Annotated in this window: 27 protein-coding genes and 1 tRNA gene; 21 read left to right on the top strand and 7 right to left on the bottom strand. The window is 62.9% G+C overall.

Annotated features, from left to right (window positions below):
* Position 1: 1 nt before the first annotated feature.
* The 3 genes from AC3WMU_RS27780 to AC3WMU_RS27770 form a co-directional block, all read right to left on the bottom strand.
* Complete coding sequence (locus tag AC3WMU_RS27780; RefSeq protein WP_006221959.1) at positions 2-2,410, bottom strand: TonB-dependent siderophore receptor; 2,409 nt, start codon at positions 2,408-2,410, stop codon at positions 2-4.
* An 81-nt stretch (positions 2,411-2,491) separates the two neighbouring features.
* Positions 2,492-3,508, bottom strand: coding sequence for a FecR family protein (locus AC3WMU_RS27775; protein WP_492283274.1), 1,017 nt, complete (start codon positions 3,506-3,508; stop codon positions 2,492-2,494).
* On the bottom strand, positions 3,505-4,023 hold the full coding sequence (locus AC3WMU_RS27770; protein ID WP_454677533.1) for a sigma-70 family RNA polymerase sigma factor: 519 nt from the start codon (positions 4,021-4,023) through the stop codon (positions 3,505-3,507). Before AC3WMU_RS27770 ends, AC3WMU_RS27775 begins: the two co-directional genes overlap by 4 nt.
* Before the next feature lie 338 nt (positions 4,024-4,361).
* Between AC3WMU_RS27770 and AC3WMU_RS27765 the strand changes: the two genes are divergently transcribed.
* Positions 4,362-5,624: an MFS transporter gene (locus AC3WMU_RS27765; RefSeq protein ID WP_006221956.1), complete on the top strand. Its 1,263-nt coding sequence runs from the start codon at positions 4,362-4,364 to the stop codon at positions 5,622-5,624.
* A gap of 1 nt (position 5,625) precedes the next feature.
* On the opposite strand, the gene AC3WMU_RS27760 is transcribed toward AC3WMU_RS27765, so the two are convergent.
* Positions 5,626-6,498 carry an NAD(P)-dependent oxidoreductase gene (locus AC3WMU_RS27760; RefSeq protein WP_492283273.1) on the bottom strand — a complete coding sequence of 291 codons (873 nt, stop codon included), beginning with the start codon at positions 6,496-6,498 and terminating at the stop codon, positions 5,626-5,628.
* A gap of 134 nt (positions 6,499-6,632) precedes the next feature.
* Between AC3WMU_RS27760 and AC3WMU_RS27755 the strand changes: the two genes are divergently transcribed.
* A complete protein-coding gene (locus AC3WMU_RS27755) occupies positions 6,633-7,061 on the top strand; it encodes a PaaI family thioesterase (protein WP_035212070.1) in 429 nt (142 codons plus the stop codon).
* 18 nt (positions 7,062-7,079) lie between these two features.
* Here AC3WMU_RS27755 and cls read toward each other — a convergent pair whose 3' ends face one another.
* The gene (cls, locus tag AC3WMU_RS27750) at positions 7,080-8,537 is read right to left on the bottom strand and encodes a cardiolipin synthase (protein ID WP_006221953.1); all 1,458 of its coding nucleotides are present in this window, start codon (positions 8,535-8,537) and stop codon (positions 7,080-7,082) included.
* A gap of 220 nt (positions 8,538-8,757) precedes the next feature.
* Between cls and AC3WMU_RS27745 the strand changes: the two genes are divergently transcribed.
* Positions 8,758-8,833, top strand: a tRNA-His gene (locus AC3WMU_RS27745).
* A 135-nt stretch (positions 8,834-8,968) separates the two neighbouring features.
* Here AC3WMU_RS27745 and AC3WMU_RS27740 read toward each other — a convergent pair.
* Entirely contained in the window at positions 8,969-9,454 is a 486-nt protein-coding gene (locus AC3WMU_RS27740; protein ID WP_492283272.1) for a hypothetical protein, read from the bottom strand.
* Positions 9,455-9,459: 5 nt separating this feature from the next.
* Positions 9,460-10,533: a S24 family peptidase gene (locus AC3WMU_RS27735; protein WP_492283271.1), complete on the bottom strand. Its 1,074-nt coding sequence runs from the start codon at positions 10,531-10,533 to the stop codon at positions 9,460-9,462.
* Between the two features lie 71 nt (positions 10,534-10,604).
* Here AC3WMU_RS27735 and AC3WMU_RS27730 point away from each other — a divergent pair, with 71 nt between their 5' ends.
* From AC3WMU_RS27730 to AC3WMU_RS27645, 18 genes are all read left to right on the top strand, one after another.
* The gene (locus AC3WMU_RS27730) at positions 10,605-10,844 is read left to right on the top strand and encodes a transcriptional regulator (protein ID WP_454677530.1); all 240 of its coding nucleotides are present in this window, start codon (positions 10,605-10,607) and stop codon (positions 10,842-10,844) included.
* Entirely contained in the window at positions 10,841-11,662 is an 822-nt protein-coding gene (locus AC3WMU_RS27725; RefSeq protein WP_492283270.1) for a YdaU family protein, read from the top strand. Before AC3WMU_RS27730 ends, AC3WMU_RS27725 begins: the two co-directional genes overlap by 4 nt.
* A complete protein-coding gene (locus tag AC3WMU_RS27720; protein WP_088589206.1) occupies positions 11,649-12,332 on the top strand; it encodes a hypothetical protein in 684 nt (227 codons plus the stop codon). Before AC3WMU_RS27725 ends, AC3WMU_RS27720 begins: the two co-directional genes overlap by 14 nt.
* An 83-nt stretch (positions 12,333-12,415) precedes the next feature.
* On the top strand, positions 12,416-12,808 hold the full coding sequence (locus AC3WMU_RS27715; protein ID WP_454677528.1) for a hypothetical protein: 393 nt from the start codon (positions 12,416-12,418) through the stop codon (positions 12,806-12,808).
* Positions 12,805-13,086: a hypothetical protein gene (locus tag AC3WMU_RS27710; protein WP_454677527.1), complete on the top strand. Its 282-nt coding sequence runs from the start codon at positions 12,805-12,807 to the stop codon at positions 13,084-13,086. The genes AC3WMU_RS27715 and AC3WMU_RS27710 overlap by 4 nt, the downstream gene beginning before the upstream one ends.
* A gap of 25 nt (positions 13,087-13,111) precedes the next feature.
* Positions 13,112-13,723, top strand: coding sequence for a phage neck terminator protein (locus AC3WMU_RS27705; RefSeq protein WP_492283269.1), 612 nt, complete (start codon positions 13,112-13,114; stop codon positions 13,721-13,723).
* Positions 13,724-13,783: 60 nt separating this feature from the next.
* Entirely contained in the window at positions 13,784-15,142 is a 1,359-nt protein-coding gene (locus AC3WMU_RS27700) for a DUF3383 family protein (protein WP_492283268.1), read from the top strand.
* Positions 15,143-15,155: 13 nt separating this feature from the next.
* Positions 15,156-15,584: a phage structural protein gene (locus tag AC3WMU_RS27695; RefSeq protein ID WP_183012755.1), complete on the top strand. Its 429-nt coding sequence runs from the start codon at positions 15,156-15,158 to the stop codon at positions 15,582-15,584.
* The gene (locus AC3WMU_RS27690; protein WP_454677524.1) at positions 15,584-16,069 is read left to right on the top strand and encodes a phage tail assembly chaperone; all 486 of its coding nucleotides are present in this window, start codon (positions 15,584-15,586) and stop codon (positions 16,067-16,069) included. The genes AC3WMU_RS27695 and AC3WMU_RS27690 overlap by 1 nt, the downstream gene beginning before the upstream one ends.
* Positions 16,070-16,217: 148 nt before the next feature.
* Positions 16,218-18,488 carry a tape measure protein gene (locus AC3WMU_RS27685; RefSeq protein ID WP_492283267.1) on the top strand — a complete coding sequence of 757 codons (2,271 nt, stop codon included), beginning with the start codon at positions 16,218-16,220 and terminating at the stop codon, positions 18,486-18,488.
* Between the two features lie 8 nt (positions 18,489-18,496).
* A complete protein-coding gene (locus tag AC3WMU_RS27680) occupies positions 18,497-19,069 on the top strand; it encodes a phage baseplate protein (protein ID WP_492283266.1) in 573 nt (190 codons plus the stop codon).
* A gap of 27 nt (positions 19,070-19,096) precedes the next feature.
* On the top strand, positions 19,097-19,429 hold the full coding sequence (locus AC3WMU_RS27675; RefSeq protein ID WP_454677521.1) for a phage baseplate plug family protein: 333 nt from the start codon (positions 19,097-19,099) through the stop codon (positions 19,427-19,429).
* On the top strand, positions 19,416-20,333 hold the full coding sequence (locus AC3WMU_RS27670) for a phage protein (RefSeq protein WP_454677520.1): 918 nt from the start codon (positions 19,416-19,418) through the stop codon (positions 20,331-20,333). The genes AC3WMU_RS27675 and AC3WMU_RS27670 overlap by 14 nt, the downstream gene beginning before the upstream one ends.
* Positions 20,330-21,025 (top strand): Gp138 family membrane-puncturing spike protein, encoded by a 696-nt coding sequence (locus tag AC3WMU_RS27665; RefSeq protein WP_492283265.1) that lies wholly within the window; start codon positions 20,330-20,332, stop codon positions 21,023-21,025. The genes AC3WMU_RS27670 and AC3WMU_RS27665 overlap by 4 nt, the downstream gene beginning before the upstream one ends.
* A complete protein-coding gene (locus AC3WMU_RS27660) occupies positions 21,025-21,393 on the top strand; it encodes a contractile injection system sheath initiator (protein WP_454677518.1) in 369 nt (122 codons plus the stop codon). Before AC3WMU_RS27665 ends, AC3WMU_RS27660 begins: the two co-directional genes overlap by 1 nt.
* Positions 21,394-21,422: 29 nt before the next feature.
* Positions 21,423-22,874: a hypothetical protein gene (locus tag AC3WMU_RS27655; RefSeq protein ID WP_492283264.1), complete on the top strand. Its 1,452-nt coding sequence runs from the start codon at positions 21,423-21,425 to the stop codon at positions 22,872-22,874.
* Positions 22,874-23,536, top strand: coding sequence for a baseplate wedge 1 family protein (locus AC3WMU_RS27650; RefSeq protein ID WP_492283263.1), 663 nt, complete (start codon positions 22,874-22,876; stop codon positions 23,534-23,536). Before AC3WMU_RS27655 ends, AC3WMU_RS27650 begins: the two co-directional genes overlap by 1 nt.
* A gap of 2 nt (positions 23,537-23,538) precedes the next feature.
* Complete coding sequence (locus tag AC3WMU_RS27645; RefSeq protein ID WP_492283262.1) at positions 23,539-24,657, top strand: hypothetical protein; 1,119 nt, start codon at positions 23,539-23,541, stop codon at positions 24,655-24,657.
* Positions 24,658-24,681: the final 24 nt, after the last annotated feature.

Below are 24,681 nucleotides of genomic sequence, written 5' to 3'. Positions count from 1 at the left end.
CTTAGAACTCGTATTTCAACGTTGCCACGACATTGCGTTCTTCGCCGTAGTAGCAGTAGTTCAGGCTGGCGCATGACGCCACGTAGGTCTTGTCCAGCAGGTTGTTGGCGGCCACGCGCACGCTCATTCCCTTGAGCGACGAGGACAGCCGGCCCAGGTCGTAGCGCACCGACAGGTCTACCAGTGTGTAGGCCGGCACCTTCAGCGTGTTGGCGCTGTCGGCCCAGCTTGTGCCCACGTAGCGCACGCCGGCGCCCACGCCCAGTCCGGAGTCGAACTGATAGTCGCCCCACAGGGACGCCATGTGGCGCGGCGCCTGGTACGGCGTGTTGCCGGTCAGACCTTCGGTGGATTCGCGGTAGGTCATCGCGGTGAAGGTGTAGGCGGCCAGCATGGTGAAGTTGTCGGTCAGGCGAGCCTTACCTTCCAGTTCGATCCCGCGCGACCGCACCTTGCCCGCTGGCGTGTAGTAGGTCTGCGCTAGCACGCGGTTGGCTACGTTGTCCTGCGTCAGGTCGAAGGCGGCCAGCGTCACCATGTTCTCGGTGCCGGGCGGCTGGAACTTCACACCCGCTTCGTATTGTTTGCTTTGTGTGGGCGGCAGCAGGTTGCCTTGTTGGTCCGTGTAGGCATTGGGGTTGAATGACTCGCTGTAGCTGACGTAGGGCGACACGCCGTTGTCGAACAGGTACACCAGGCCTGCGCGCTTGGTGAACTTGGATCCGCTCCAGCTCTGCTTGGACGCGTAGTCGCCAGTGCGGCTGGATTCGGTCGTGCGGACCTCGTCCTGGCGGCCGCTCAGGATCAGGCGCCAGCGGTCATAGGCCAACTGGTCTTGCAGGTAGAAGCCGGTCTGCTCCAGGCGGCGGTCGAAGAAGGTGCGGCTGGTGATCTGCACATTGCCATTGGCGTAGTCGGGATGGAAGGCGTTCAGGTTGGACGCCGAGCCGGAATCCCATCGGCCGTCGGCGTGGCGGTTCTGGTAGTCCAGGCCCAGCAGCACGGTGTGCTTGACCGCGCCGGTCTCGAACTTGCCTTGCAACTGGTTGTCGATGGCGAACGCGTTGAGCGATTCATCGGCGCCCGAGTAATAGCGGTTCAACTCCGTGCCGTTGGCCCAGCCGTAGCCGTAGACCTGCTTGAGCGCGACGTCGGACGAGACATACCGCGCGTTCTGGCGGAACGTCCAGCGGTCGTTGAAGCGGTGGTCGAACTGATAGCTGAAGATGCGCTCGTTGCGCTTGAATTCGTTGTTGTCGGGATCGGAATCCACGAAATGGCGCGAGATGCGCTGGCCCGCATGGTCGTTGGTGATGCTGGCGTCCGCCGGCACGCCGCTGTGGAAGCCGCCGCTGGGGTCACGCTGCAGATAGGCTTGAAGCAGCAGACTGGTGTCCGGCGTGAAGTTGAACATTACCTGCGGCGCGATGGCATAGCGCTCTTCGCGCGTATTGTCGAACTGGGTGTCGGTGGAACGGCCCAGGCCGGTGACGCGATAGGCCACCTTGCCGTTGTCGTCCACGGGACCGGCGACGTCGAAGCCGGCGCTCTTCTGGCCCTGGGTGCCATAGGACACCTCCACCGAGCGGTACGGATCGAACAGCGGGCGCTTGCTGGTCAGCTGCACCAGGCCGCCGGGGGCGCTGCGGCCAAACAGCACGGAAGAGGGCCCGCGAAACACGTCGATGCGCTCGACGAAGTAGGGATCGATCTGGATCGAGCTGAAGGTGCCGGAATCGCTCAGCAGTTTCAGGCCGTCGTAGATGGTGTTGTCCGTGCTGTTTTCGATGAAACCGCGCAGCGCCACATAGTCGTAGCGGTCGGCGGCGCCGACCAGGCCCGTGAAGGCGCCGGGTGTGTAGCGCAGCGCTTCCGTCACGCTGCGGGGCTTTTGTTCGTCGATCTGCTCGCGCGTCACAACCGACACCGACTGCGGGGTCTCGATCAATGGCGTGTCCGTCTTCGTGGCGCTGGAACTGGTCGAGGCCAGCAGGCCCGAGGTCGGGTCCAGCGCGCCCGGCACGCTCTGGCCGCTGACGCGCACGGCAGGCAGCGTGGTCGTCCCGGGCACCGGCGCGGCCACCAGCACGTAGCCGCCCGCACTGCGCGCGGCGGTAAATCCGCTGCCGGCCAGCAGCAGGCGGAAGCCCTCATCGACGCGGTAGCGTCCGTTCAGCCCGTTGGTGGTCAAGCCCTGGATGCGGCTGGCGTCCACGGAAATCGCCACGCCGGCCTGCTGCGCATAGCGGTTCAAGGCCGGAGCCAGTGGGCCGGCGGCGATGTCGAACGGGATCGCGGCATCGGTCTGCTGTTGGGCATGGGCGGGCAGGGCGGCGGCCGCGCCCAAGGTGGCCAGCAGCAGGCTGAAGGCCAGCGGGGTGTAGCGTAGGTTCAAAGTCGGCAGGGGCATGGAAAGTTCCGTGTGCGTGAGTGTCCTGATTGCTATGACGCACCAGATCGGAAAAGCGGAACTCCGCCGTAAAAGAGAACGCTATCTGCCCGGCCCAGCCCGATCCACGATGACGACCCAAGGCGTCAATGTGCGCACCCGGATGGGGAAGCTGCTGGCCAGCAGCTGCAGGGCGCGGTCGGGATCGTCCAGCGGCAGGACGGCATTGACCTGCAGGCCGGCCAGCGCGTCGCGGTCTACGCGCAAGAGGCCGCTGCGGTAGCCGCCCAGCAGTTCCAGTACATCGGCCAGCGGCTTGTCCTGCACGACCAGGCGCCGGTATTTCCAGGCGTCTTCGACGGCGGCGGCGTCCAGCCGCTGCGGCGCGCCCACGCCTTGGGCGGTGATGCGCACCTGCTCGCCGGCCTGCACCTGCCGGGCATGGTCCGGGGCGGTGTCGTCGCGGGCGGTGGCCAGCACCTTGGACTCCAGCATGCTCAACACGGTCACGCCGGATTCCGCGCTGACGACAAAGCGGGTGCCCAGCGCACGCAGGCTGCCTTGCGCGGTGCGCACCACGAAAGGCCGCGTCGCGTCATGGGCGACTTCAACCAGGATATCGCCGCGCACCAATTCCACTTCGCGGCGCTGCGGGTCGAAATGCAGGTTGACCGCCGTGCCCGGCTCCAGGGTCACGCGGCTCTGGTCGGCCAGCACATGGGTCTGCCATTGGCCGGCGCCGCTGCGCATATCCGCCAACAGATAGGACGACGGATAGAAATGCAGGAACACGGCCAGCGGCGTGGCCAGTGCCGCCGCCAGCGCCAGGGCGGCCGCCACGCGCCGGATGCGGCGCTGTCTGCCGCCTGCCCAGCCGGCCTTCAGGCCTGCATGCAAAGGTGTGGTCTGTCCGGCGGCATCGTCGCGCAATGCGCCCAGTTGCGTCAGCACGGCTTCCATTCGCCGCGCCGCGGCGTCGTGGCGCGGGTCTTGGCGCTTCCAGGCATCGAAGCCTGCACGCAAGCGATCGCGGTCGGCCGGGCTGGCGTCGTCTTCGGTCAGGCGCATCAGCCATTGGGCCGCTTCGCGCGCGATGTCCTGGGACCCGACGGCGCTCATGCGTCCACCGCGTCGTGGCAATGCAGCAGCGCGGACACCAGGTACTTGCGCACCATGCGATCGGTCACGTCCAGCTTGGCGGCAATCTCGGCATGCGTGTCGCCATCCAGGTAGTGCAGCAAAAAGGCCTGGCGCGGACGTTCCGCCAGGCCTTCCAGGATGGCGCTGATCTGGGCCAACGCCTGCGACGTCATCAGGATCTGCTCGGGCGAAGGCGCGCCCGGGTGATCGGCCATGGCCAGGCTCAGTTCGGCCAGATAGGCCTCTTCCACTTGGCGGCGGCGGGCCTGGTCGATGATGAGCCGGCTGGCGGTCACCGACAGGAAGGCGCGCGGTTCGCGCACCGCGGCCAGGGCGTCGCGCGATGCCAGGATGCGGGCAAAGGTGTCGTGCGCCATGTCCGCCGCATTGTGCGGGCAGCCCAGCTTTTTCTTCAGCCAAGCCAGCAGCCAGCCGCCGTGGTCGACGTACCAGGCGTGCAGCTCGGAATCGGGGCGGGAGGTTGCCGAAGGCATGAAGGACGCGCGGTGGCCGGAATGACGAAAGGCCACCCCTCGGGCAGCTCATGAATGAAAATCGATATCAATTATATTTGCTTCGCTGAAATTTGCGAGTCAGGCGAAAGTGTCCGCTGACCGAACCCAAGTTCCCGGGGGCGAGGCGGCGGCCGCCTTGCCGGCTTATAGCCGGGAGTAATATGTGGCGTCTGGCGGTTGTAGCCGCGGACAAGAACAAGCCGATTCACGCCTCGCCCTTCCCACCCGTGTCGATAGCGGATTCTTTCCGCGCCTCCCTGCGGTGTCTGTAAGCCCTGGCGCATGAACGGCCATAAGAAGACATCGAGGAGAAGCACTTGGACAAGCAAGAGTCGGGCGGCTGGTATTTCGGCTGGAACATCGTTGGCGCCGCCGCGGTACTCACCCTGTTGACGGTCGGCCTGCGCATGGGCATCGGGCCGTTCTTCCTGCCGATGGCGGACGGGCTGGGATTTTCGCGCAGCTTGCTCTCGGGCATCGTCGCGATCGGCATGCTGTGCTATGGCCTGGCCATGCCGCTGGCGGGCTACCTGGTCAGCACGCGTGGCACCCGCTTCGTGCTGCTGACCGGCACCGCCATTGTCGTGGCGTCTTCCTTGTGGACGGTGTTTGCCCGGGGCCCCCTCGAATTCCTGCTGTCATTCGGCGTGGCGCTTTCCGTCGGGCTGGCGTTCACCAGCCCCGTGGCGCTGACCCCCGTCATCAGCCGCTGGTTCACCCGCCAGCGCGGCATGGCGCTGTTCTTCCTGTCGACCGGATCGATGGCGGGCATCGCCTTGATGACGCCCACCCTGACGTTCGCGATCGAAGCTGTGGGCTGGCAGGAAACGCTGCTGGCGTTCGCCGTGCTGTTCGCCTTGCTGACCGTGCCGGTCGCGCTGTTCATCATGCGCGACACGGCGCCGGAACACACTGACCTGCTGCCGCATCAGATCATCGACAACAAGTCGTCCGCCAAGCCCGCCGCCCGCGGTCCCGCGCCGAACGTGCGCGATGCCTTGCGCACGCTGCCGTTCTGGCAAGTGGCGCTGGGGTTGTTCGCCTGTGGCTACAGCATGAACTTGTTAGGCACGCACGGCATGCCGATGCTGATGGACCATGGCTTTGACGCCACCACGAGTTCGCTGGGTATCGGGCTGATTGGTCTGGTCGCCATTTTCAGCACGCTGGTGCTGGGCCGCATGTCGGACCAGGTCGAGCGCCGCAACATCCTGGCGGCGATCTATCTGGTGCGAGGGCTGGGATTCTTCGCGCTGGTTATGGTGGGCGCGCACTGGGAGCTCTATGCTGCAGCCACGATCGGCGGCATCGTCTGGGCGGGCAGCATCGCCTTGTCGTCGGCGATTCTGGCTGACGTCTACGGCATCCGCTTGGTCGGCGTGCTGTATGGCCTCACGTATCTGGGCCACCAGGTAGGTGGCATGATCAGTTCGTGGCTGGGCGGGTGGGCGTTCGACACATTCCACACGCATTGGGTCGCCTTCGGATCGGCTGGCGTGTTGCTGCTGCTGGCCGCGGCGATTTCGCTTCGGCTGCCGGGGCGCGGCCTTGCGCGCGCGCCGGCAGCCGTGGGACGCTGAATCAGCGGTCTTTCAGCAGCGAGACCAGTTCGGGTACGTAGCGGTCACCGCCGCCCTGCGTAACGGCCTGGTCGAAGGTGTGCTGCACGGCGGCGCCGATCTCGCGCACCGCGCCGGCTTCCGCCGCCATCGTGTTGTAGTAGGACAAGTCCTTCTGCGCGTTCGACATGAAAAAGCGCAGCGAAGACGGGTCCTGCTCCAGCAGGTACGGCTTGAGGCGTTCCAGCGCCACGCCGCCGCCACCGCCCTTGGCCAGCACATCGGCAAACACGGCAGGGTCGATATCCGAACGCAGTGCGCAGGCGGCCGCTTCCGACAACAAGGCCACCACGCCCAGCGATACGTAGTTGTGCAGCAGCTTCATGCGGTGGCCGGCACCGATCGGACCCGCATGCGTGATGTTCTCGGCAAAGCAGGCCAGGATCGGCTTGCATTCTTCAAACAAGGCCGCGTCGCCGCCCACCAGCAGGTTCAGCCGGCCTTCGGCGGCTTCCTTCGGCGTGCGCGTCATCGGCGCGTCCAGGAAGCGCCCGCCGGATTCCGTCACGGCCTGCGCCACCTTCACGGTGGACGAGGGGATGGCCGTCGAGCAGTCGATGATCACGGTGCCAGGACGCAGGCCTTCCAGGACGCCACCCTCGGACAGCAGCACGGCTTCCACCTGCGGACTGCCCGTCACGCACAGGATGATCACGTCCGACTGCGCAGCCAGCGCGGCACCGCTGTCCACGCTGGTCGCGCCAGCGGCCTTCAGCGTATCCAGGGGCTGATTGCCCGGGTGTTCCAGGACGGTCAGGGTGTGACCGTGCTTGACCAGATTGCTTGCAATGCCGTGGCCCATGAGGCCGATTCCAACCATGCCGACTTTCGCCATCTTCCACTGCTCCTGCCATGTGTAGGGATTTGTTGTGCTGTAAATCTTACTCTCAGAATTCAGGCGGGGACCCCCATGGGGTGCCGGTTTGCGGTACTTTCATTCCTCCATTATCGGATTCCCGTGATCAGGCTATGACAGATTCCATCCCCGAGGGTTTTGCGCGCTGGCGCCCCAGCAGTCCCTTCATGACGCACCTGGCCGATCTGGGCGCTTTGTACCGGCGCGATACGGACAGTGTGCTGGCGTTGCGGGTGGGCGAGGCGCACACGAACATGCACGGCATGGCGCATGGGGGGCTGTTGGCCACCTTGGCCGACAGCGCGTTGGGCCATACCATCGCGCAGCAAGCGCAAGTGTCCATCGTGACGGTGCAGATGTCGGTGGAGTATCTGAACGCGGTGCAGCCGGGGGACTGGCTCGAGGCGCACGTGCAGATCGACAAGCAAGGCAAGCGCCTGATCTACGCCACGTGTCTGCTAAAAGCGGACGGCCGGCTGATGCTGAAAGCCAACGCCGTGTTCGCTGTCCGCCACGCGGCCGTGCCCGCCTCCGATGGCTAAGCCGCCAGCCGCGCGTCGTCACAGATACGGCGTGGCCAGCCAGATGATCTTGTTGCGCAGCCGCTTGGCAAACGGCGCCTGCGTCAGATCTTCCAGCGCCACGCGTTTGGCCTGGCCGATCAGCCCGTCAACCCGGTCGCCAATCCAGCGGGCAACCGTGGGGTCGTAGATCTCGGTGTCCAGCTCGAAATTCAGCCGCAGGCTGCGCGGGTCGAGGTTGGAAGAGCCCACATACGCCCAGGCGTCATCCACCGTCATCAGCTTGGAATGGTCGAACGCGCCATGCGCGCGCCACACCCGGCAACCCGTGCGCACTACCTGGTCCAGCTGCGCCGACATCGCGTAGTCCACCAGCCGCAGGTTGTTCTTGCCCGGGATGACGATGTCCACATGGATGCCGCGCCGCGCGGCGGTCGCCAGCGCCCCGATCAGCGTCTGGTCGGGCAGGAAGTAGGGCGACTGGATGCGCACATGGCGTTGCGCCACCGCCAGCGCGCCCAGCAGCATATTGTGCGAACTGCCCAGCGCCCGGTCGGGGCCGGAAGGCACACAACGCATCGGCACGTTGCCTGAGGGCGGCAAGGCGTGCGGGTCGAACCAGGGCTTGGCGGGCAAGGATTCGTGCGTCGTGAAGTTCCAGTCGTGCGCAAACACCGACATCAGCTGCGTCACGATCGGCCCCTCCACGCGGAAGTGCGTGTCGCGGTTGGTGGCGTCGCCCGCCAATGCGCTGACAAAGGCCGCGCGCACGTTCATCCCGCCGGTGAAGCCCACGCGCCCGTCGATCACCAGCACTTTGCGGTGGCTGCGCAGATTCGCGTACGGCATGCGCAGCACGCCCAGCGGGTTCGTCATGAAGCGCGCCACCGGCACCCCGCCGCGCGCCAGCATGCGCACGATGGGCGGACGCGAATACTTGGAGCCGATGGCGTCGATCAGCACGCGCACCTCGACGCCGCGCTGGCGGGCCTCGATCAGCGCCTGCGCCAGCTCGCGCCCGATCGCGTCATTGTCGAAGATATAGCTTTGCATCGCCACGGCGTGACGCGCGCCGCGGATGGCCTGCAGCATGGCCGGGTAAGTCTCGTCGCCACCGGCAAGCGGCTGCACCGCGTTGCCGCCCAAGAGCCGGAACCGGCTGACGTGGTCGCCAAGCACTTTCAACGACGCGAACTGCGGACCCGAAATCGGCGCCACGTCCACGGGCAAGGTCTCGACCTGCTCGGCATCCACCACCATTGCCTCGTCGCGCTGCTGCGACAGCCGCGTCTTGCGGATCCGGTTGATGCCCGCCACGAAATAGAACAGGGCGCCGAACAACGGCGAGAACAACGCCACCCCCACCCAGCCGATGGCCGCCCGCACGTCCTGCTTGGTCATCGCGGCATGCACTGCCGCGCCCGTGCCCGCCACGATGCTGATGGCAAAAACCAGATGGGGCCAGTAATCGATCAAAATTGCGTGTATGCGATCCATAGCGACGGCGTAAAAGACGGCCTCCAAGTGGGAACCATGCGGAAGGATAGCAAGCTGTGACAGTCAGGCAAGTGAAATTGGGGGCAGGGCGTTTGACGGGCCAAAAAAGTGTGCTATAGTTCGGCCTCTTCGTTGTTGAGCTTCTTTCTGAAGCGCGGCGGCAGAAGAAAAAGGCGCTGCGAAAGTAGCGCCCGAAAAGTAGCACCAAGCAGTACCAGAGGTGGCTGTAGCTCAGTTGGTAGAGTCCTGGATTGTGATTCCAGTTGTCGTGGGTTCGAGCCCCATCAGCCACCCCAAAGAATTCCTTAGAAATCAGCCGCCTAGAGCGGCTTTTTTCTTTTGTGCGCAAGAAAAATTCTAATAATGCTTTTGCGCCTTCTAATTCGTTGGGCCGCGGGTGTGCCGCGCTCCGGCGCCCCGGGCATTACCGGCTACCCAAGAAATGAATCAATCGTTCGGATGCTATCCGGACTGCAGACCAGCCGTTCAGATTCATTGCCTTTGGTTTTATCCATGAATTTCCCCACCGTGTTGTAGACCCGGATCTCCGCGTGGGGGAAGCCGCCTTTCCTGTCTTCGGTGGCGAAGAATGCGTACACGTACGTTCCGCGCACGTATCCGAATGCCGCGACGGCCTGCGTCGGGCTGAACGCGTTCTCTTTGAATGACTCCAGGACGTTGTCGGTTTCAAAGCGCAATTCGGCCGGACCGGTGCCTTGGGTATAGGTGTAATAGCCTTCCTTCAGCGCCGGATAGGCACCGGGATCATCGAGTTTGCAGAATTCCGCATGGGCATCGGACTTCTCGATGTTGCAGCTGAAAAACGTTTTCCAAGGCGACATGCAATCTGCCGCTGCCGGCATCGACACCGCCGAGATCGCGGCGCTCAGTGCGAGTTGCGTCCAGATGCATGCCATGGGGTCTACAGCAGCCGCTCATCCACGCCATTGCGCAGATCATAGGGCGACCACAGGATCCGTCCGACGATGCGCACTTCGCATCCGTCTTCCTTTTCCAGCGGGAAGGGCGCGTAAGCGGGGTTCAGCGATTTGGCCAGCCATCCGCCTTCGCGTTCGCGCGCGATGCACTTCACGATCATCTTGCCGCCGTGGTTGATCGCGTACACCGTACGCGGGTCGATCTCGCGCGGGTCGGTGACGGGGTCTTCGAAGAACAGCATGGGGCCGCCATTGCGGATGACGGGTTCCATGCTGTCGCCCTGCGCATAAACGATTTTCATGCGGCTGAGCGGCAGCTTGAATGACTCCAGGAATGAGCGGCGCAGCAGGATTTCGCCGATCTCGGTCTCGTGGTAGTTCTCAATGCCAAGCCGGCCGGCGGCCAGGCGCACATCCAGTTCGGGGATGGGCATGAATTCCTGGTCGTTGGCGGAGTAGCCGGCGTTGGCGACGTGGCCGACGTTGGCCGCCGTGCTGATGCGCAAGGCTTGGGCGCGATCAGCCTGATGGGTGGTGAGTCCATCAGGATCCCATGGGGCAGCAGCGACCGGCGCCATCGGGAATTCGTCTGCGGCGGCGTCGATGTTCATGACGGTGCCGCGTTTGGCTTGCTGAGCCTTGGACTGCGCGGACGATCCCTTGGCCTTCACGCCCATCTGGCCCAGTGCGAGCAGCAAGGCGCCTTCCAGGCGCTTGAGCTGATCGTCGGCCAGGCCTCTTATCAGCGACGCGGGCACGGAAGGAAAAGGCCATGCGACGTCTGCGGTCGGGGGGGGGAGGGGGGCGGCCGTTGATAGCGACGCTGCCTTTTGGGCTTCGAGGGCCAGGCGCGGGCTGATCGCGGCGAGTGTGCAGCCGAAGCCTTCGGCATAAGCCATTGCGGCCTCGATGCCAATGGGACGCCGACCAGTGATGTGCTGATAAATCATCGCCTGGCCGCCCTTGACCTCGTGGTCGCGAGCGAATGCCGCGCGGTTCACGCCTTCAAAGCGTGCGCGCAGGGCGGCGGCTTCCTCTTCGATCGTCCACATTTTCATATAGCAATGCTATTCAAATAAAACTATAGCATGGCTTGCTTATAAACTGTAGCATCGCTATAGTTTTAGTGATGAAGCTACATGATTATTTCAACCGGGAGGGGGCGCTCACCGCTGCGGCGCTCGCTCGACGCGTGGGGGTATCCCCCGCGCTGATCTATCAGTGGCGCACGGGCCGCAGGCCCGTCCCGGTCAAGCATTGCGCCCTGATCGAGCAAGCCACCTGCGGCGTGGTCACCCGGCGCGACCTGCGTCCCGCCGACTGCATCCGAATCTGGCCTGAGCTGGCCGAAGGGACGAAGGCGCAATGAACTACTACCCCCACCACATTGGCGATTTCAACAGCGCGACCCGGCACCTCACGCGTATTGAACGTAGCGTGTACCGCGACTTGATCGAACTCTATTACGACACGGAGGCCCCCTTGTCCCGGGACGTCGACAAGCTGTGCCGTTTGCTGATCGCGCGGTCCGATGAGGAACAGGCCGCCGTTTCCCAAGTATTGAACGAGTTTTTTGCTGCAACGGAGCACGGTTGGAGGCATGCCCGCTGCGACGCGGAGATCGCCCGCTATCACGGCAACAAGGAGGCGAAGTCCGTCGCAGGCAAGGCTAGCGCCGCAAAGCGGGCACGGCAGGCGCAGCACCGCAAGCTCGGCGTGGGCGCCGAGGCTGTTCAATATCCGTTGAACGTCGACGCAACTAACCAGGAACCAGAACTAGAACCAGGAACCAGAAGCCAGCAAGAATCCGTTCCAACGCCGTGCCCTCGCAGAGCCGGATTCGACGCCGCGGCGATTGCGTTGCCTGAATGGCTGGATCCCGCGGACTGGAAAAGTTGGGTAGCCGATCGAAAAGACCGCAAGAAACCGATAACGGAGGAGGGCGCGCGGCGTCAGTTGCAGCAACTTGCGGGTTACCGGGCTGACGGCATTGCCCCGCACGCCGTTATCGCCCACAGCATTGCCAGCGGTTACCTGGGCCTGTTCCCGCCGCGTGATACCGCTCGTGCCGCGCCCGCCAACCGGGCGCGGCAGCGGGCAGATTGGTCGTCGGAGCTGCGTAGCGTGCTGGCTGAAAGTCATGCTCGCAACGAGATCGACATGGGAGTGATCGATGCAAGTCGCTGACGCATCGGCGGGGCTGGGGGCACTGGTCGTTCGTGAAATGCATCTGCTCTACGGCGCGAAGTTCGCGCAGCAGTGGGAAGGCCTGACGCCGCGCGAGCTGAAAGACTCTTGGAACCAGAAATTGGCAGGGCTTGACGAGCCGCAGGTCAGGCGCGGCTTGATGGCGTGCCTGGCGCGGGAGTGGCCGCCGACGCTGCCGGAGTTCCTGAAGCTGTGTTGCCCGTGGTTGACGCCGGAAGTGGCCTATCACGAGGCCGTGCGTGGCATGTCGGCGCGGCGTCGGGGCGAAAGCGGCTGCTGGTCTCATCCCGCCGTTTATTGGGCGGCAGTGGGTGTCAGCACGGTGGATCTTCTGAACAGCAACTACGGGTCGATGAAGGTGCGCTGGGAAAGGACGTTGTCTGAAGAACTGGGCAAGGGGGCATGGCCAGAAATTCCGCCGCCGCGTGCGGCGTTGCCCGCGCCAGGCCAGACCCTCGCCACGCGCGCCCAAGCCGAGGCCGCACTCAGGGCGATGGGCGCGGGCCAGCTGCTGGAGCCCCGCAGCCGGTCGCATCGCGAGTGGATCGATCGATGGGAAGCGCGGATCGCAATGGGAGGACATCCCACGAAAGCGATCGCGGAAATGCTGACGGTCGCCAAAGGCACCTCCCATCCGCAAACCCCATGAGCAAGCGATTCGTATCCGGGCGGCGTATGCGAGACGAAGGGCTCGCCCGAATTGGCATCAATGGAATTGAGACGAGGTGTGGAATGGAAGAAGGATTGCCCCGTTGGGTGGAAGACGAGATCCGCAACTGGATGCGGTCGCAGTGGGAAGGCGATTGGCCAGGTCCGCGTCGGATGGCGCAGGCAATGCCGGACGTGTGCGAGTTTCCGCCGCAGCCCGGCCACGATGACGACGACGAGCCCATACGCATTCCGGTGAACCATGAGCGCGCGTGCAAGGTGCATGCCCTGTACGAAGCGCTGCCGCTGGCCGAGCGTCGCATCATCCAGGCGGAATACACGCGCCGTGCGGAATACGGCGACCTGCCCGCGCATTTGCGTCAGGACAAGGCGTGCCGCGTTATCGGCATCACGCTGCCGTACTACAAGGTGGCGCTGGGAAGTTTCAAGCAACGGGTTTGGAGGGCTTTCAAATGAAGTATGCGCACGAGGTCATTGATCTGCTAGCCGCGTATCCGGGGCGCGAATTCAAGATGCGCGAAATCTTGCGTCATGTCAGCCGCGGCATTCCGCTCGCGCCCGCGTCTCACGAGGCCATGCGCCGCGGCGCCCGCCGGGTGCTCGATCATTTGCTGGATGCGGGCCACGTGCAACGTTGCGGCGGCAACACCAAGTCGGTTACCTATGCGTGGTCCGAATTGGGACATGCGCTTGCCGAAAATCGTCCACATTTGGGACCGGATTTGAGACAATAACGGCGGGCCATTGCGCCCGCACGAAATGCAGCCCGCCAACCAAAAGGTTCGCGGGCTTTGTTTTTTCCAGGCTGTAAAAGGCCTATTGATGCAACCCATTCTCTGGGACGCCATGACGCCAGAAGACGCTATTTTTGAATTGGTAAGGGCCGCGGCAGATGGCATGCCTGTCCTGTTTGCCGAAGAAATTGAACCGGCGCCGCCGTCGCCTTATGTCACGTTGGCCGTGCGGTGGATAGACGCCGGGCCCGCCGAAGAAGGTCAAGTCGATGCGGACGGCAACCTGGCCATGCTGGAGCATCGCGATGCCACCGTTGAACTGAAGAGTTTCGGTGTTGAGGCGTTCAACGCGCTGGATAAGCTGGGGTTGACTCTGCAGCATCCGGTATTTGAAGAGCGCGCCGAAGCGTTGGGTCTGGCGCTCTTTGAGACGGGCCGTCTGCAGAATGTTCCGCCCGAGGAGGGCGCGGCATTCGATGTACGGCGCGGCGCCTTGGAGTTGGGCGTCCGCTATTCGCAAACCTATACCGCTTTCGTCGGCACGATTCAGACCGTGACCGGCGTGGCCACCACGGCTGGCGGAACCACTGCCGCGATCAGCACCCCTTTCACCGTGAAGACACCCACGGCGCCTTAGCGTCACGGATCTTCCTAACTGTCCTGCCGCCTTATGGCGGCTTTTTTATTGGAGCCGCAAATGGCAAAAATCGACCGGATCGTCAATGTGGCGATCTCGCTGAACACCACGGCGATCAAGGAGCAGAACTTCTCTGACATCCTGATCCTTGGCGCACACGCGCTGGCGGTCAATCGCATTCTGGCCGTGACCGAGCCCGGCGAGTTGCTGGACATGGGTATCGCTCAGACCGACCCGCTGTACGTCGCCGTGCGCGATGCGTTCAAGCAGATACCGACGGTTGCTCGGGTTTTTGTTGGCCGCCGCCACGTGGATGCGTCGACGTTCACCGTAATGCGCGCTGCCGCCACGGACTACACCGTGACCCTGTCGTGGCGTGATGGCGCCGGCCTGGTTCAAAAGGCCGACGCGATGGCTAAGGGCGTTGCCGACAGCACGCCGGAAACGATCGCTACCGCGTTGGTCGCTGCCATTGCCGCGACCGACGCACCCGTGACCGCTGCCGCTGTTGGCGCCGAAGTGTCGGTGACTGCGGAGCAAACCGGGAATGCGGTAGCGATCGCCATCAAGGGCAATCTGCAACTGTCGGCGCCCGTCAGCACCGAAGCCCCCTCGGCCGCGCTGAATGCATGCCTGCGTGAAAACGGCGACTGGTACGGCGTGGCCTTGGCCAGCCGTGTTGAAGCCGACGTGCTGGATGCCGCGGAATGGGTGGAGTCCAATGAGCGCCTGTTTGGTGTGTCGTCCGATCAGGCTGGCATCATCGATGCCGCCGTGTCCAGCGACATTGCGTCCAAGTGCCAGCAAAAGCAGTACTTCCGCACGCACGTTTGGTATCACGGCCAGGCCCAAAAAGAAGCGCTGGAAGCTGCTGTCAGCGCCAACCGTTTTACGTTCTATCCGGGCGGCGAAACCTGGGCCAACACGCGCTTGTCCGGCGTGACGTACGACAATCTGAGCGAAGGCCAGGCGTTGGCTGCGCATGCCAAGAACGCAAACACGTTCGAGCAGATGCGCAACTTTGCCGTGACGCAAAACGGTAAGGTCGCCGCCGGCGAATGGATCGACGTGATCCGTGGCCGTGATTGGCTGTCCGAGCAGGTGAAGATCAACGTCGCATCGCAACTGATCAACGCGAACGGCAAGGTTCCATACACCGACGTGGGCATTCAGATTCTGGTCAATGGCATTCGCCAGGCACTGCTGCTTGGTCAAAGCCGTGGCCTGATCGCGCCCGACGAGATCGATGACGCGGGCCGCACGATTCCCGGCTTCGTGATCACCGTGCCGCGCGCTGCTGGCATCTCCACGAATGACAAGGCCAATCGCATTCTGCGTGACCTGAAGTTCAGCGCCCGTCTGGCGGGCGCCATCCATGTTGCCGAGATCAAAGGCAACCTCACCTACCAACAACTGTAATCGGGGTATTTCCATGTCCGTCAAAACTTACGCACCGAACCAGGTGAAGATCGTGGTGGGCGCGCTGCCCATCTCCGGCTTGGCTGAGGACAACTTCGTGACCGTCACCGAACTGGGCGATGGCATTGCGTCCGTCGTCGGTATCGACGGCGAGGTGTCGCGCGCCATGTCGCGCAATTCGCGCCTGAGCATCAAGCTCACGCTGATGCAGACCAGCGCCAGCAATGCAGCCTTGTCGGCGCTGCATCAGGCCGACAAGGCCACCGAGGGCAATGGCGCCTTCCCGATTTCGATTACCGACCTGCGCGGTTTGTCTCTGCATGCGTCGGACTCGGCATGGATCGTGAAGATGCCGGACGCCGGCTACGGCGCGAAGGTCGGCTCCCGCGAATGGACGATCGAAACCGGCCAGGCCATCAACGTGGTCGGAGGTAACGCCTGATGGCCGCGATCAAGGAAGTGGTCATCGGTACGACGATCTTCCGAATTTCGCGCTTTGATCCATTCCGTCAGCTCAAGCTGCTGGGCGATCTGCAAAAGGAAGTGCTGCCGGCGGCCGGTTCGATGCTGACCACCGCGTTCGGCAGCGATAACCCCACGCAGGAACGCGATGAAAGCGCCATGCTGAACGCCTTTCGCGAGTTGTCGGCCAAGCTGGGCGGCGACGCGCTGGGCGGCTGGGCCGAGCGCCTGATCGACCCAGAGCTGATCAGCTTTGAGCTGGTGGGGCGCGAGCCCCAGAAGCTCACCGCCGCGCATCGTGGTTTGGCGTTTACCGATTACGCCGAAATCCTGGAACTGCTGTTTCACATTCTTGAGCACAACTTCGCCGGCCCTTTGGCGCGTTGGGTCGGCCGCTTTGGTCCGGCCCGCGAGAAGCTGGCGAGTCTGTCGGGCAGTTCGACGCAGGCTTCGAACGAGAGTTGATCATTTGGCGGCCCATCCTGGCCCGCCATGTCAGTTTGGACGCCGTCAAACGCGGTGACGTCGACCTCCTGGACATCCTGAAGCTGAACGCTCTGATGGATGCCCAGGAGGCGGCGCAAGCCGCGTCAGAACGGAAGGCGAGGTAACGATGACCGTTGTAAGGGAAGTAGTGGCTGTCCTGAGCTACCAGGTGGACGAAACCGGAATCAGGCGATACCGGCAAGGGTTCAAGGACGCCATGTCAAAGATGGCGGCCGACTCGGCGGGCGCCATTCAGGCGATGCGTGATGTCGCAAGCAGCATGACCGGGGCCCAGGCAGGTCTGAATGACCTGATCCAGCTGCAGAAGAAGGCGGCTGGAGCAACAGGCATTCTGGCAAAGGGCGTTGCCAATTTGCGTGGCGCCCTGGGTTCGTTGGTGGGGTTTGGTTCGGTTCGGCAGCTCTTGGGCGACATGGATGCCTGGGTGCAGGTGGAAGACGCCATGCGCCGGGCAACGAATTCAACGCAGGAGTACACCGAGGCCGACCGCGAGTTGGCCAAGATGGCGCGAACGACGCGTACAGCCTATGCCGACAATGCCGATACGTTCATGCGCATGCAGCGCAGCATGGCGGGCCGGGGAAAGTCCACGCAGGACACCTTGGATGTCACGCAGCTTGTGGCGCTGGGCGCGGCCTTGTCTGGCAGCAAAGGCGGTGATCGAGGCGCGATCATGGAGTCGATGCTCAAGGCCGTTGAGCAGGGCGGGTTTGGCGCGGAGCAGTTGGCTGCGTTGCCCAAGCGTCTGCAAGACGCCATGGCCAAGGGAATGGGCACCACGCTGCAAGGTCTGACAGCCCAGGCCCAAGGCGGCATAATCAGCAACGACCGCGCACTGCCGGCTTTGCAGTCACAGTTGCCTGCGCTGCAAGCAGAGGCAGGCGCCAAGCCGGCAAGTCTTGCCGGTTCGGTGACGGTGTTGAACGACGCCTGGCAACGATTCTTTGGGACGATGATTGGCGGCCGTTCCACGTTGCAGATCGTGACGGGGGCCGTTGAACTGCTGGCGGACAACCTGGGCTTTGTGATCAGGATGCTCGCGCTGGCCGGGGCATCGTTTGGCCTGGTGATGTTGAACCAGTGGCTGGCTGCGGCGTCGCGTCAGTCGGGCGGTTTGCTCCGAGCGCTACGTGACGCGACGGGCGCTGCCTTGGGTTTGAATACCGCAATGTCTGCCGGCTCCGGGCCTGCGGGCGCGGCGCAGACGTTCTCGGGTTTGAGCCGTTCGCTCGGGCCGATGCTGCGCATGGCTGCGGTTCTGACCACGATCTATCTGATCGGCGAAGACATATCCAACTGGCTGAACGGTAGCGAATCCGTGCTGGGCAGCATGGTCGGAGGCGTGGAGAACTGGCAGGACGAAATTGCGGCTGTTTCCACGGTGCTGACTTTTGTGAAGGACTTGCTGGGCGGTGCAGGCCTGGCAGTGGGCGAGTGGGCGAAGCAGCTCGCCATGGTCTCGGCGGTCGCCTATGGTTTGTGGCGCATTCTTTCGCCCATCGGCCCCCTGTTCATGTTCTTGGCCCGGACGGCTGTGCCTATGTTGTGGCGGGCAGTGACCATGAACCCGCTGGCCCGGATTCTTATGCTGTTCGCCATGCTGGCCCTCGGTGTGTGGCAAATCTACGAAAACTGGGATGTGATCAGCGCAGCGATAGTGGCTATGTGGAATTCCGTCACGGGATATCTGAAAGCGGCGTGGGATGCCGTAACGTCGTATCTGTTGGCGGCTTGGGATACGGTCACAGCCTATATCTCGTTGGTGTGGGACACGCTGATGGGATTGGCACAGAGCTATTTTCTGGCCCCCTTGATGGCGTGGTTTTCAGCGCTGTGGGCGTTCTGGAGCGGTCTGGTCAACGCCGTGGTCGCTGCGTTCACAGGCGACTGGGATGCTGCGATCGCTCACCTGGTCGGCGCGTTTACCGGCTTGTGGACGTTCTTTGCCAACATCGGCAGTGGAATCCTGAACGTGATCCGCGCGATTGGCGACGCCATCCAGACCTGGGTCATGGACAAGTTCAAGTCGGCGGTCAGCTGGTTCAAGAGTTTGCTCCCCGGTCAGATGCTGTCAGATGAGCAGAAGGGCGCTATGACGGATTCCGCCAGGGCGCTGGCCGCACAACCGCAAGTGCAGGCATTTGCGTCGGGAAATGCCGTTCCGGGTGTACCGCCAGGTTCGGCGCTGCGAGGCGGTCTCGGCAAGATGAACCAAGCGGTCAATGTGCAAAACAGCTTCACAGTCAACGCGACCGGTCTGGATCCTGTGGCTATCGGCTCAGAGGTCAGGAAGGCCGGGGAAGGCTTCAACTTTGACAGCAGGGAAATCATTACTCGGTCGCTATCCGTGCCGAGAAGCGTCGAGGCTTCGAGCTAGGAGAAACCATGAGCTTTGTATCCATGATTTTTGGCTGGAACGGTGGCAGCAGGATCGGCACCGTTCCGCTTGATGCCCTCTTGAACGAGAAAACCTCGCTTAGCAGCCAGGCCACGTCGTATGCCGTCGAGGAAGGCTCGCCCGTGTCCGACCACGTCGTGCAGGAATCAGAGAAACTCTCGCTGGATGGTTGGGTGACGGCGGCTGAAGTTGCCCTGATGGGCTCGGCCAACCGTGGCATAAATGGCGTCAGCTCAGGCGGCGCAGGCCGCTCCAAACTGATCAGCGCCAAAGCCGCTTTGCGTGAGATTCACGCGAACCGTTTGCCCATCACGATTTCGACTGGCTTGGACCAATACGTCGACTTCGTGATGGAGTCCTGCGAAATCGGACGCAGCAATTCTGGTGGCGAGCGTTTCGAAATCTTCGCCAGCTTCAAGAAGATCCGAAAGGTGGCGCTGCGTCATGTGGATATTCCACCCGAACAGACGTCGGGCAGCGCTACCGGAAAAGCGGGCGCCACCAAAACCAATGCGGGCAAAGTTTCCAAGCCTTTTGAGACGCCCGCCGCAACAGCATGACGTCTGCCAAATTTCCAGGAAGGTCCCATGTTTGAGATTCCAATTCTGGACGCTAACGACAGTCTCACCGAGGTGGAACTGGACGGCGTCACTTATTTCTTGCGGCTGTCCTGGAACAGCGAGGCCGACCAGTGGGTCTTGTCGATCGAGAATGCCTACAACGAGCTGATCGTGGCAGGCATTGCCGTCATGCCTGATACGCCGTTGCTGGGCAGCTACCGGCACCTGGCGTTGCCGGCCGGTGAACTGGTGGCTCGCGCCCCGGACCGTCGTGACGCCATCAGCCGGACAGCGTTGCCCAGCGGCGTGGTGCCGCTGATGTACATCGAGGCGGACGAGGCGGCAGATGGCCAGATTTAATCGGGTCTACCGGCTGTTAGTGGGCAAGGGCGGTACCAAAGGCTATGAGATCGTGCCGCCTATACGGCTGGCGTTCGAGGTCACCAAAGACGTCAACGAAGAGCCGAACGATCACAAGATCCGTCTTTACAATCTGGCGCCCGCAACGCGTAAATCCTTGGAAGAACCGGGGCTGCGCTGTGTGCTGTACGCGGGTTATGCCGAAGAGGGCGGGCCGATTTTGATGGCCTCGGGCAGCATCGTGTTTGCCTATACAAAATTCGACCAACCTGACGTGGTCACTGAACTGATCGTCAAAGATGGCTATACCGAGGTGCGGGACACGGCCGTGTCTATCGGCTTGGGGCAGGGCGCTTTGGCAAGCTCCATCATTCGTGACATTGCCCGTCAGATGGGCTTGTCGCTAATGATGGCCGATGACGTGCCTGACCGCACTTGGGTCAACGGCTTTTCGTTCTATGGCGCGGCGCGGACGGCACTGCACAAGGTTACGCAAGGTACAGGCCTGGAATGGTCGATTCAGAATCAACAGTTGCAAGTGCTGCAACGTGGTGGCACCACGCGACGCCAGGCGGTGGTGTTGGCTGTCGATACGGGCTTGCTGGGTCATCCTGAGCGGGTAAGAGAAGCCGCGCAGGAAAAGGCGAAGCCGAAGGGCAAGCCGGCCAACGATGCCGCCAACCCGGTTAGCGCACATCAGGAGCGAGACGGCTGGAGCGTGAAATCATTGCTGCTGCCGATGATCAACCCCGGCGATTTGGTCAAGCTGGAAAGCCGCACTGTTGAAGCCTTTCAGCGCGTCGAGAAAGTGCAACATAAGGGCGACAGTGAAACCGGCGATTGGCTGACCGAATTGAATCTGGTTGACCGGTACGCGCCGGCCAAGAAAAAGGATAAGAAATGAGCAGCGCAATTAACGCTATCCGCTCGATTATTTCGACGGAGCTGGCCGACGTTTACACGACACTGCCGGGCGAAGTCGTGAGCTATGACGGCATGTTCGTGACGGCGCGTCCGGCGCTGGCCAAGCGTCTGGCAAACGGCGAGAATTTGCCTGCTCCCCAGATTGTTCGCGTACCGGTGTGCTGGCCAGTCGGTGACGTGAATGGCGCGCAGGCCCTGATTTCGGTGCCGCTAAAAGCGGGCGATGCGATCAAGCTGTCGTTCTCGGCCCGCGCGCTGGAAAACTGGCTGACAGGCGACAACGGGCCTCCGGACGACCCGCGCCAGTTTGATCTGTCCGACGCCTTTGCCACGCCATTGTTGAGGCCGGGTTCGTTGGCAGCCGACACCGACAACGTCTGCATTCGATATGGCCCCGGCACGCTTAAGTTGTCGCCGGCGGGCGAACTGACCTTTCAGGTCAGGACCTGGACCGTAGAGGCCGAGCAGGCCATCTTCAACACACCCGTCACGATCAATGGGCCGCTCGTCTACACGCAAGGCATGGCGGGCGAGGGTGGCGCGGGCGGCGCATCCATGCGGATCCGAGGCGGCGTGGCCTATGAAGGCGGATCGATTACGCATAACGGCAAGAACATCGGCGACTCGCATCGCCACCCTTACGCCGGCGGTATTACGGAGGACCCTGTCTGATGGCTTTGGACCTAGCACTTTCCGCCGACCACGATCTGGATCTGGATCTGCTCGGGCGGACATCGTTTTTGGATGGCGCCGACCGGATCGCGCAACAGATCAAGGTGACATTGCTGGCCTTTATGGGCGAGTGGTTTCTGGATACGACCTTTGGCGTCCCGTACTTCGACGACATTCTTGTGAAGTCGCCTGACCGGGCCAGCATTGAAGCGATCTTGCGCGCCCGGATTCGAACGGTGCCCGGTGTTGAGCGCGTGCGCCGCCTTGATCTTGAAATAGAACGCCAGCTGCGCGTTCTGCGCGTCAGTTTTGACGCGGATACGACCGCGGGACGACTCGATCGAGTCGTCGAACTGCGTAAGACCTAACCCCCCACCCCACTTTTTTCGAGGTACCTATGGCCTACGGTGTCACACCGGACGGGTTCGTGCGTCCGCGCCTTCCCGAGATTCGACAGGAAATCGTGGCGGACTTGCGTGCCCGCATGCAGTCGGCCGGATTTAACGGGGCGGTAGAGACCCGCCCCGACAGCATCACCGGCTTGCTGATTGATACCTTCGCCGAGCGCGAAGCCACCTTGTGGGAGCAGGCCGAAGGCGTCTACTACGCCATGTATCCCGGCTCAGCCACGGGCGTGTCACTGGACCGGTCCGTGTCGTTTACGGGCGTGTCGCGCTACCAGGACGAGCCCTCCCGGGCCTATGTGGTGTTGTATGGCGACGCCGGAACCACTGTGCGGGCCGGCGCGCAAATCCGTCATCGCGTCAGCCAGAACCTGTGGGAACTGGCTGCGCCAACGCAGATTCTTGCCGGTGCGGCGGCCGACGTGACGCTTCAACCCCTTGTTGCGACGCACACCGAGTATCGCGTTTCGATTGATGGCCAGGCCTACGCTTATACAAGCGGCGCCACGACCAACCTGCCGCAGATCCTGGCGGGATTAGTCACGGCGTTGTCAGCCAGCGGCCTGGCGGTCTCGAGCGACGGCGCCGCCGTGCGGATTCATACCGATGGCCGCAGCGCGGCCGCGCTGGCCTGGTCTGCAGCGTTGAGCCTGGCCCGCTTGGGTTCACCTGCGCTGGTTCAGACCGCGCAGGCATCGACCGAGGGCGCTGCAGAAGGGGACCTGAACGGGATCGTCACGCAGGTAGATGGCTGGATCGCTGTCGACAACCTGCAGCCCGGCGTAGCGGGCAGGTTGGCCGAGAACGCCGCCGAACTCCGTGCACGCTATCCCACCGGCCTGTTCCGTCTGGGCGCGGCAACACTGCCCAGCATCGCGCCGAATGTGCGCGACCGGGTGGCCGGTGTGCGTACCGTCAAAGTGTTCATGAACAACACCGACGAGCCGGATGCGCTGGGTCGGCCTCCGCACAGTGTCCACGCGGTGGTTGACGGCGGCCTGGACAATGAAGTGGCGGACGCGCTGTTCCGGGTGGTCGCAGCCGGCATCGATACGCATGGCCAGCAATTGGTGGTGATCAAGGATGCGGACGGCGCCGATCAGCGTATCCGCTTCGACCGCCCGGAGCAGGTCTACGTCTGGGTGCGTTGCGTGACCACTTTGCTGCCGCCATCCGAGCAGGCGTTTCCGCCTGACGGTTTCCAGGAGATTGCGGGCAACCTGGTCGTGGTGGGCAAGGCCTTTGCCATCGGTGAAGACGTCATCCTGCAACGTCTGTACGGCGCGATTTACCGCAGTACGGGTCTGGCATCGGTGGACCTGACGCTGGCGTTTTCGCCAGACGCAGCTTTTGTGCCCGCGCCGTCGGATTACCGCAGTGCCAACGTGGCGATCCAGGATTTTCAGGTTGCTGCGTTTGATTTGTCGCGCATCGAGGTGACCTGATGGATCTGACTCAAGACCACGCACAAATGGCCTGGAGCCATTGGCTGGGCCAGTTCCAGACCAAGCGGAGGTTGGAGGCGCTGGTCAAGGCGCTGCTTAAGCCCGCCGAAGGGCTGCAAGGAGCGTTGCGAGCGTTGTACGAAGATCGTTGGTTGGACACCGCGGTCGGCAAGCAGCTCGACGGCATCGGTGAAATCGTGGGCCTGCCGCGGGTGGTCGATGAAACGCTGTATGTGCGCTTTTTCGGCTTTCTGGATCAGCCCAACGTAGGCGGCTTTGGCGAGGCCCGCTTCCGGCGTTCCCATGAACGGCCGGTTGCCGGGTCTACCACCTTGCTTGATGCCGAGTACCGCAAGCTTCTGTACTGGAAGATCGCCCTGAACAACGGACACGGCACCACGCCGGAAATCGCGAGCTCCCTTAAACCAATTTTTGACGTGTCCCGCGTGATCGTGCAAAACGCGGGCAACGCAAAGATCCGCATCTGGGTTAGCCGGATCCCTGGTCCGAATGATCCTCTTATGGCCAACCCCCACAAGTGGATCCCGCAAGCCGCCGGCATCGGCGTGCAACTCATCACCGGTTCGACAGAAAAGCCATTTGGCTTTCGCGAACAAGGTTTCCATGGTTTTGGCGTCGGCGTGCTGGCGCGAGGTATCTAAAAATGGCAGATCCCACTTTCTTCGATCTCTTCAAGTCGACCTGGGCGCAAAACGGCCTGACGGAAGGCATTACGGACCTGCAATACAAGACCGGCTGGTCCTATATCGGGTCCGTTCCGCCTTCGGTGGAACAGTTCAACAAGGTTCAACAGGCCACCGACGAGCGCCTGAGCTGGCTGTACCAGCAGCTTGATGGTTTGGCTGCGGTGACGGGCCGGCCGCTGCAAGAAGGCGGAACCGACGCACTTAGTCACGCGATCCAGAATCTGGATGCAGGGAATGTGAAAACGGGCACGTTGCCGGTGGCGCGGGGCGGGTCTGGTCTGGCGAGCGTACCAGCAGGGTCTTTTCTGACGGGCAATGGAACGGGCGCATACGCCGCCCGTACGGCGGCCCAGGCATTAACGGACATTGGCGCTGCGCCTTTGTTGTCAGCTGCCTTGACGGGTGCGCCCACTGCGCCTACGCCGCCCAGCGCAGACCGGAGCACTCGTCTGGCCACTACGGCCTTTGTGGCGGGAAATTTCCCCAGGATTTTCTCCATTACTGCGTTGCCTACGGAGGACATCGGTCCGATCATCGTGGCGGAATGCAGTGAGATCTGGATCTGGTCGGCATCCAGCTATTTCAACGGCTACCGCTCTCCTAGCTGCGGTCGTCCGTTGGATGGCCATACCACCACTCCGCTGCCCAGCGAGATTGACGCCGTGGGAGGTGTCCTGCCGAAGGCGGCTTATGCGGGCCTGTGGGGCTATGCCCGGGAAAATGGTCTTGTCGTTAACCAGGCGACATGGACAGCGAATCCTGGCGCACACTACTTTGTGGACGTGGATGCAAATCAATTCCGGGTTCCTGATTTGCGCAACATGTTCCGCCGCTTTACGGGAACTGACGCTGACACTGCAAATGCGAGGTCTTTGGGATCGAGGCAGGGCGGAGACGTTCAAAGCCATGTTCATACCCTGACTGCTGGCGTAAGCAACCTACAAACCAGCGCTACGCCAAATGCTAACGACGTTGGCCGCTCAGGCGGCACGAACGACGGCGGCCGCACGCTGGCGACAGGCGGAGCGGAAACGCGCCCCGTCAATGCCGCATTCCATCCGCGAATCCATGCCTGACGTCCCTCTCACTGCAAATGCGAG

Source organism: Achromobacter sp. FW305-C-13 (assembly GCF_058783475.1).
The sequence above is the reverse complement of the archived record's forward strand: the minus strand, read 5'-3'. Positions and strand labels throughout refer to the sequence as shown.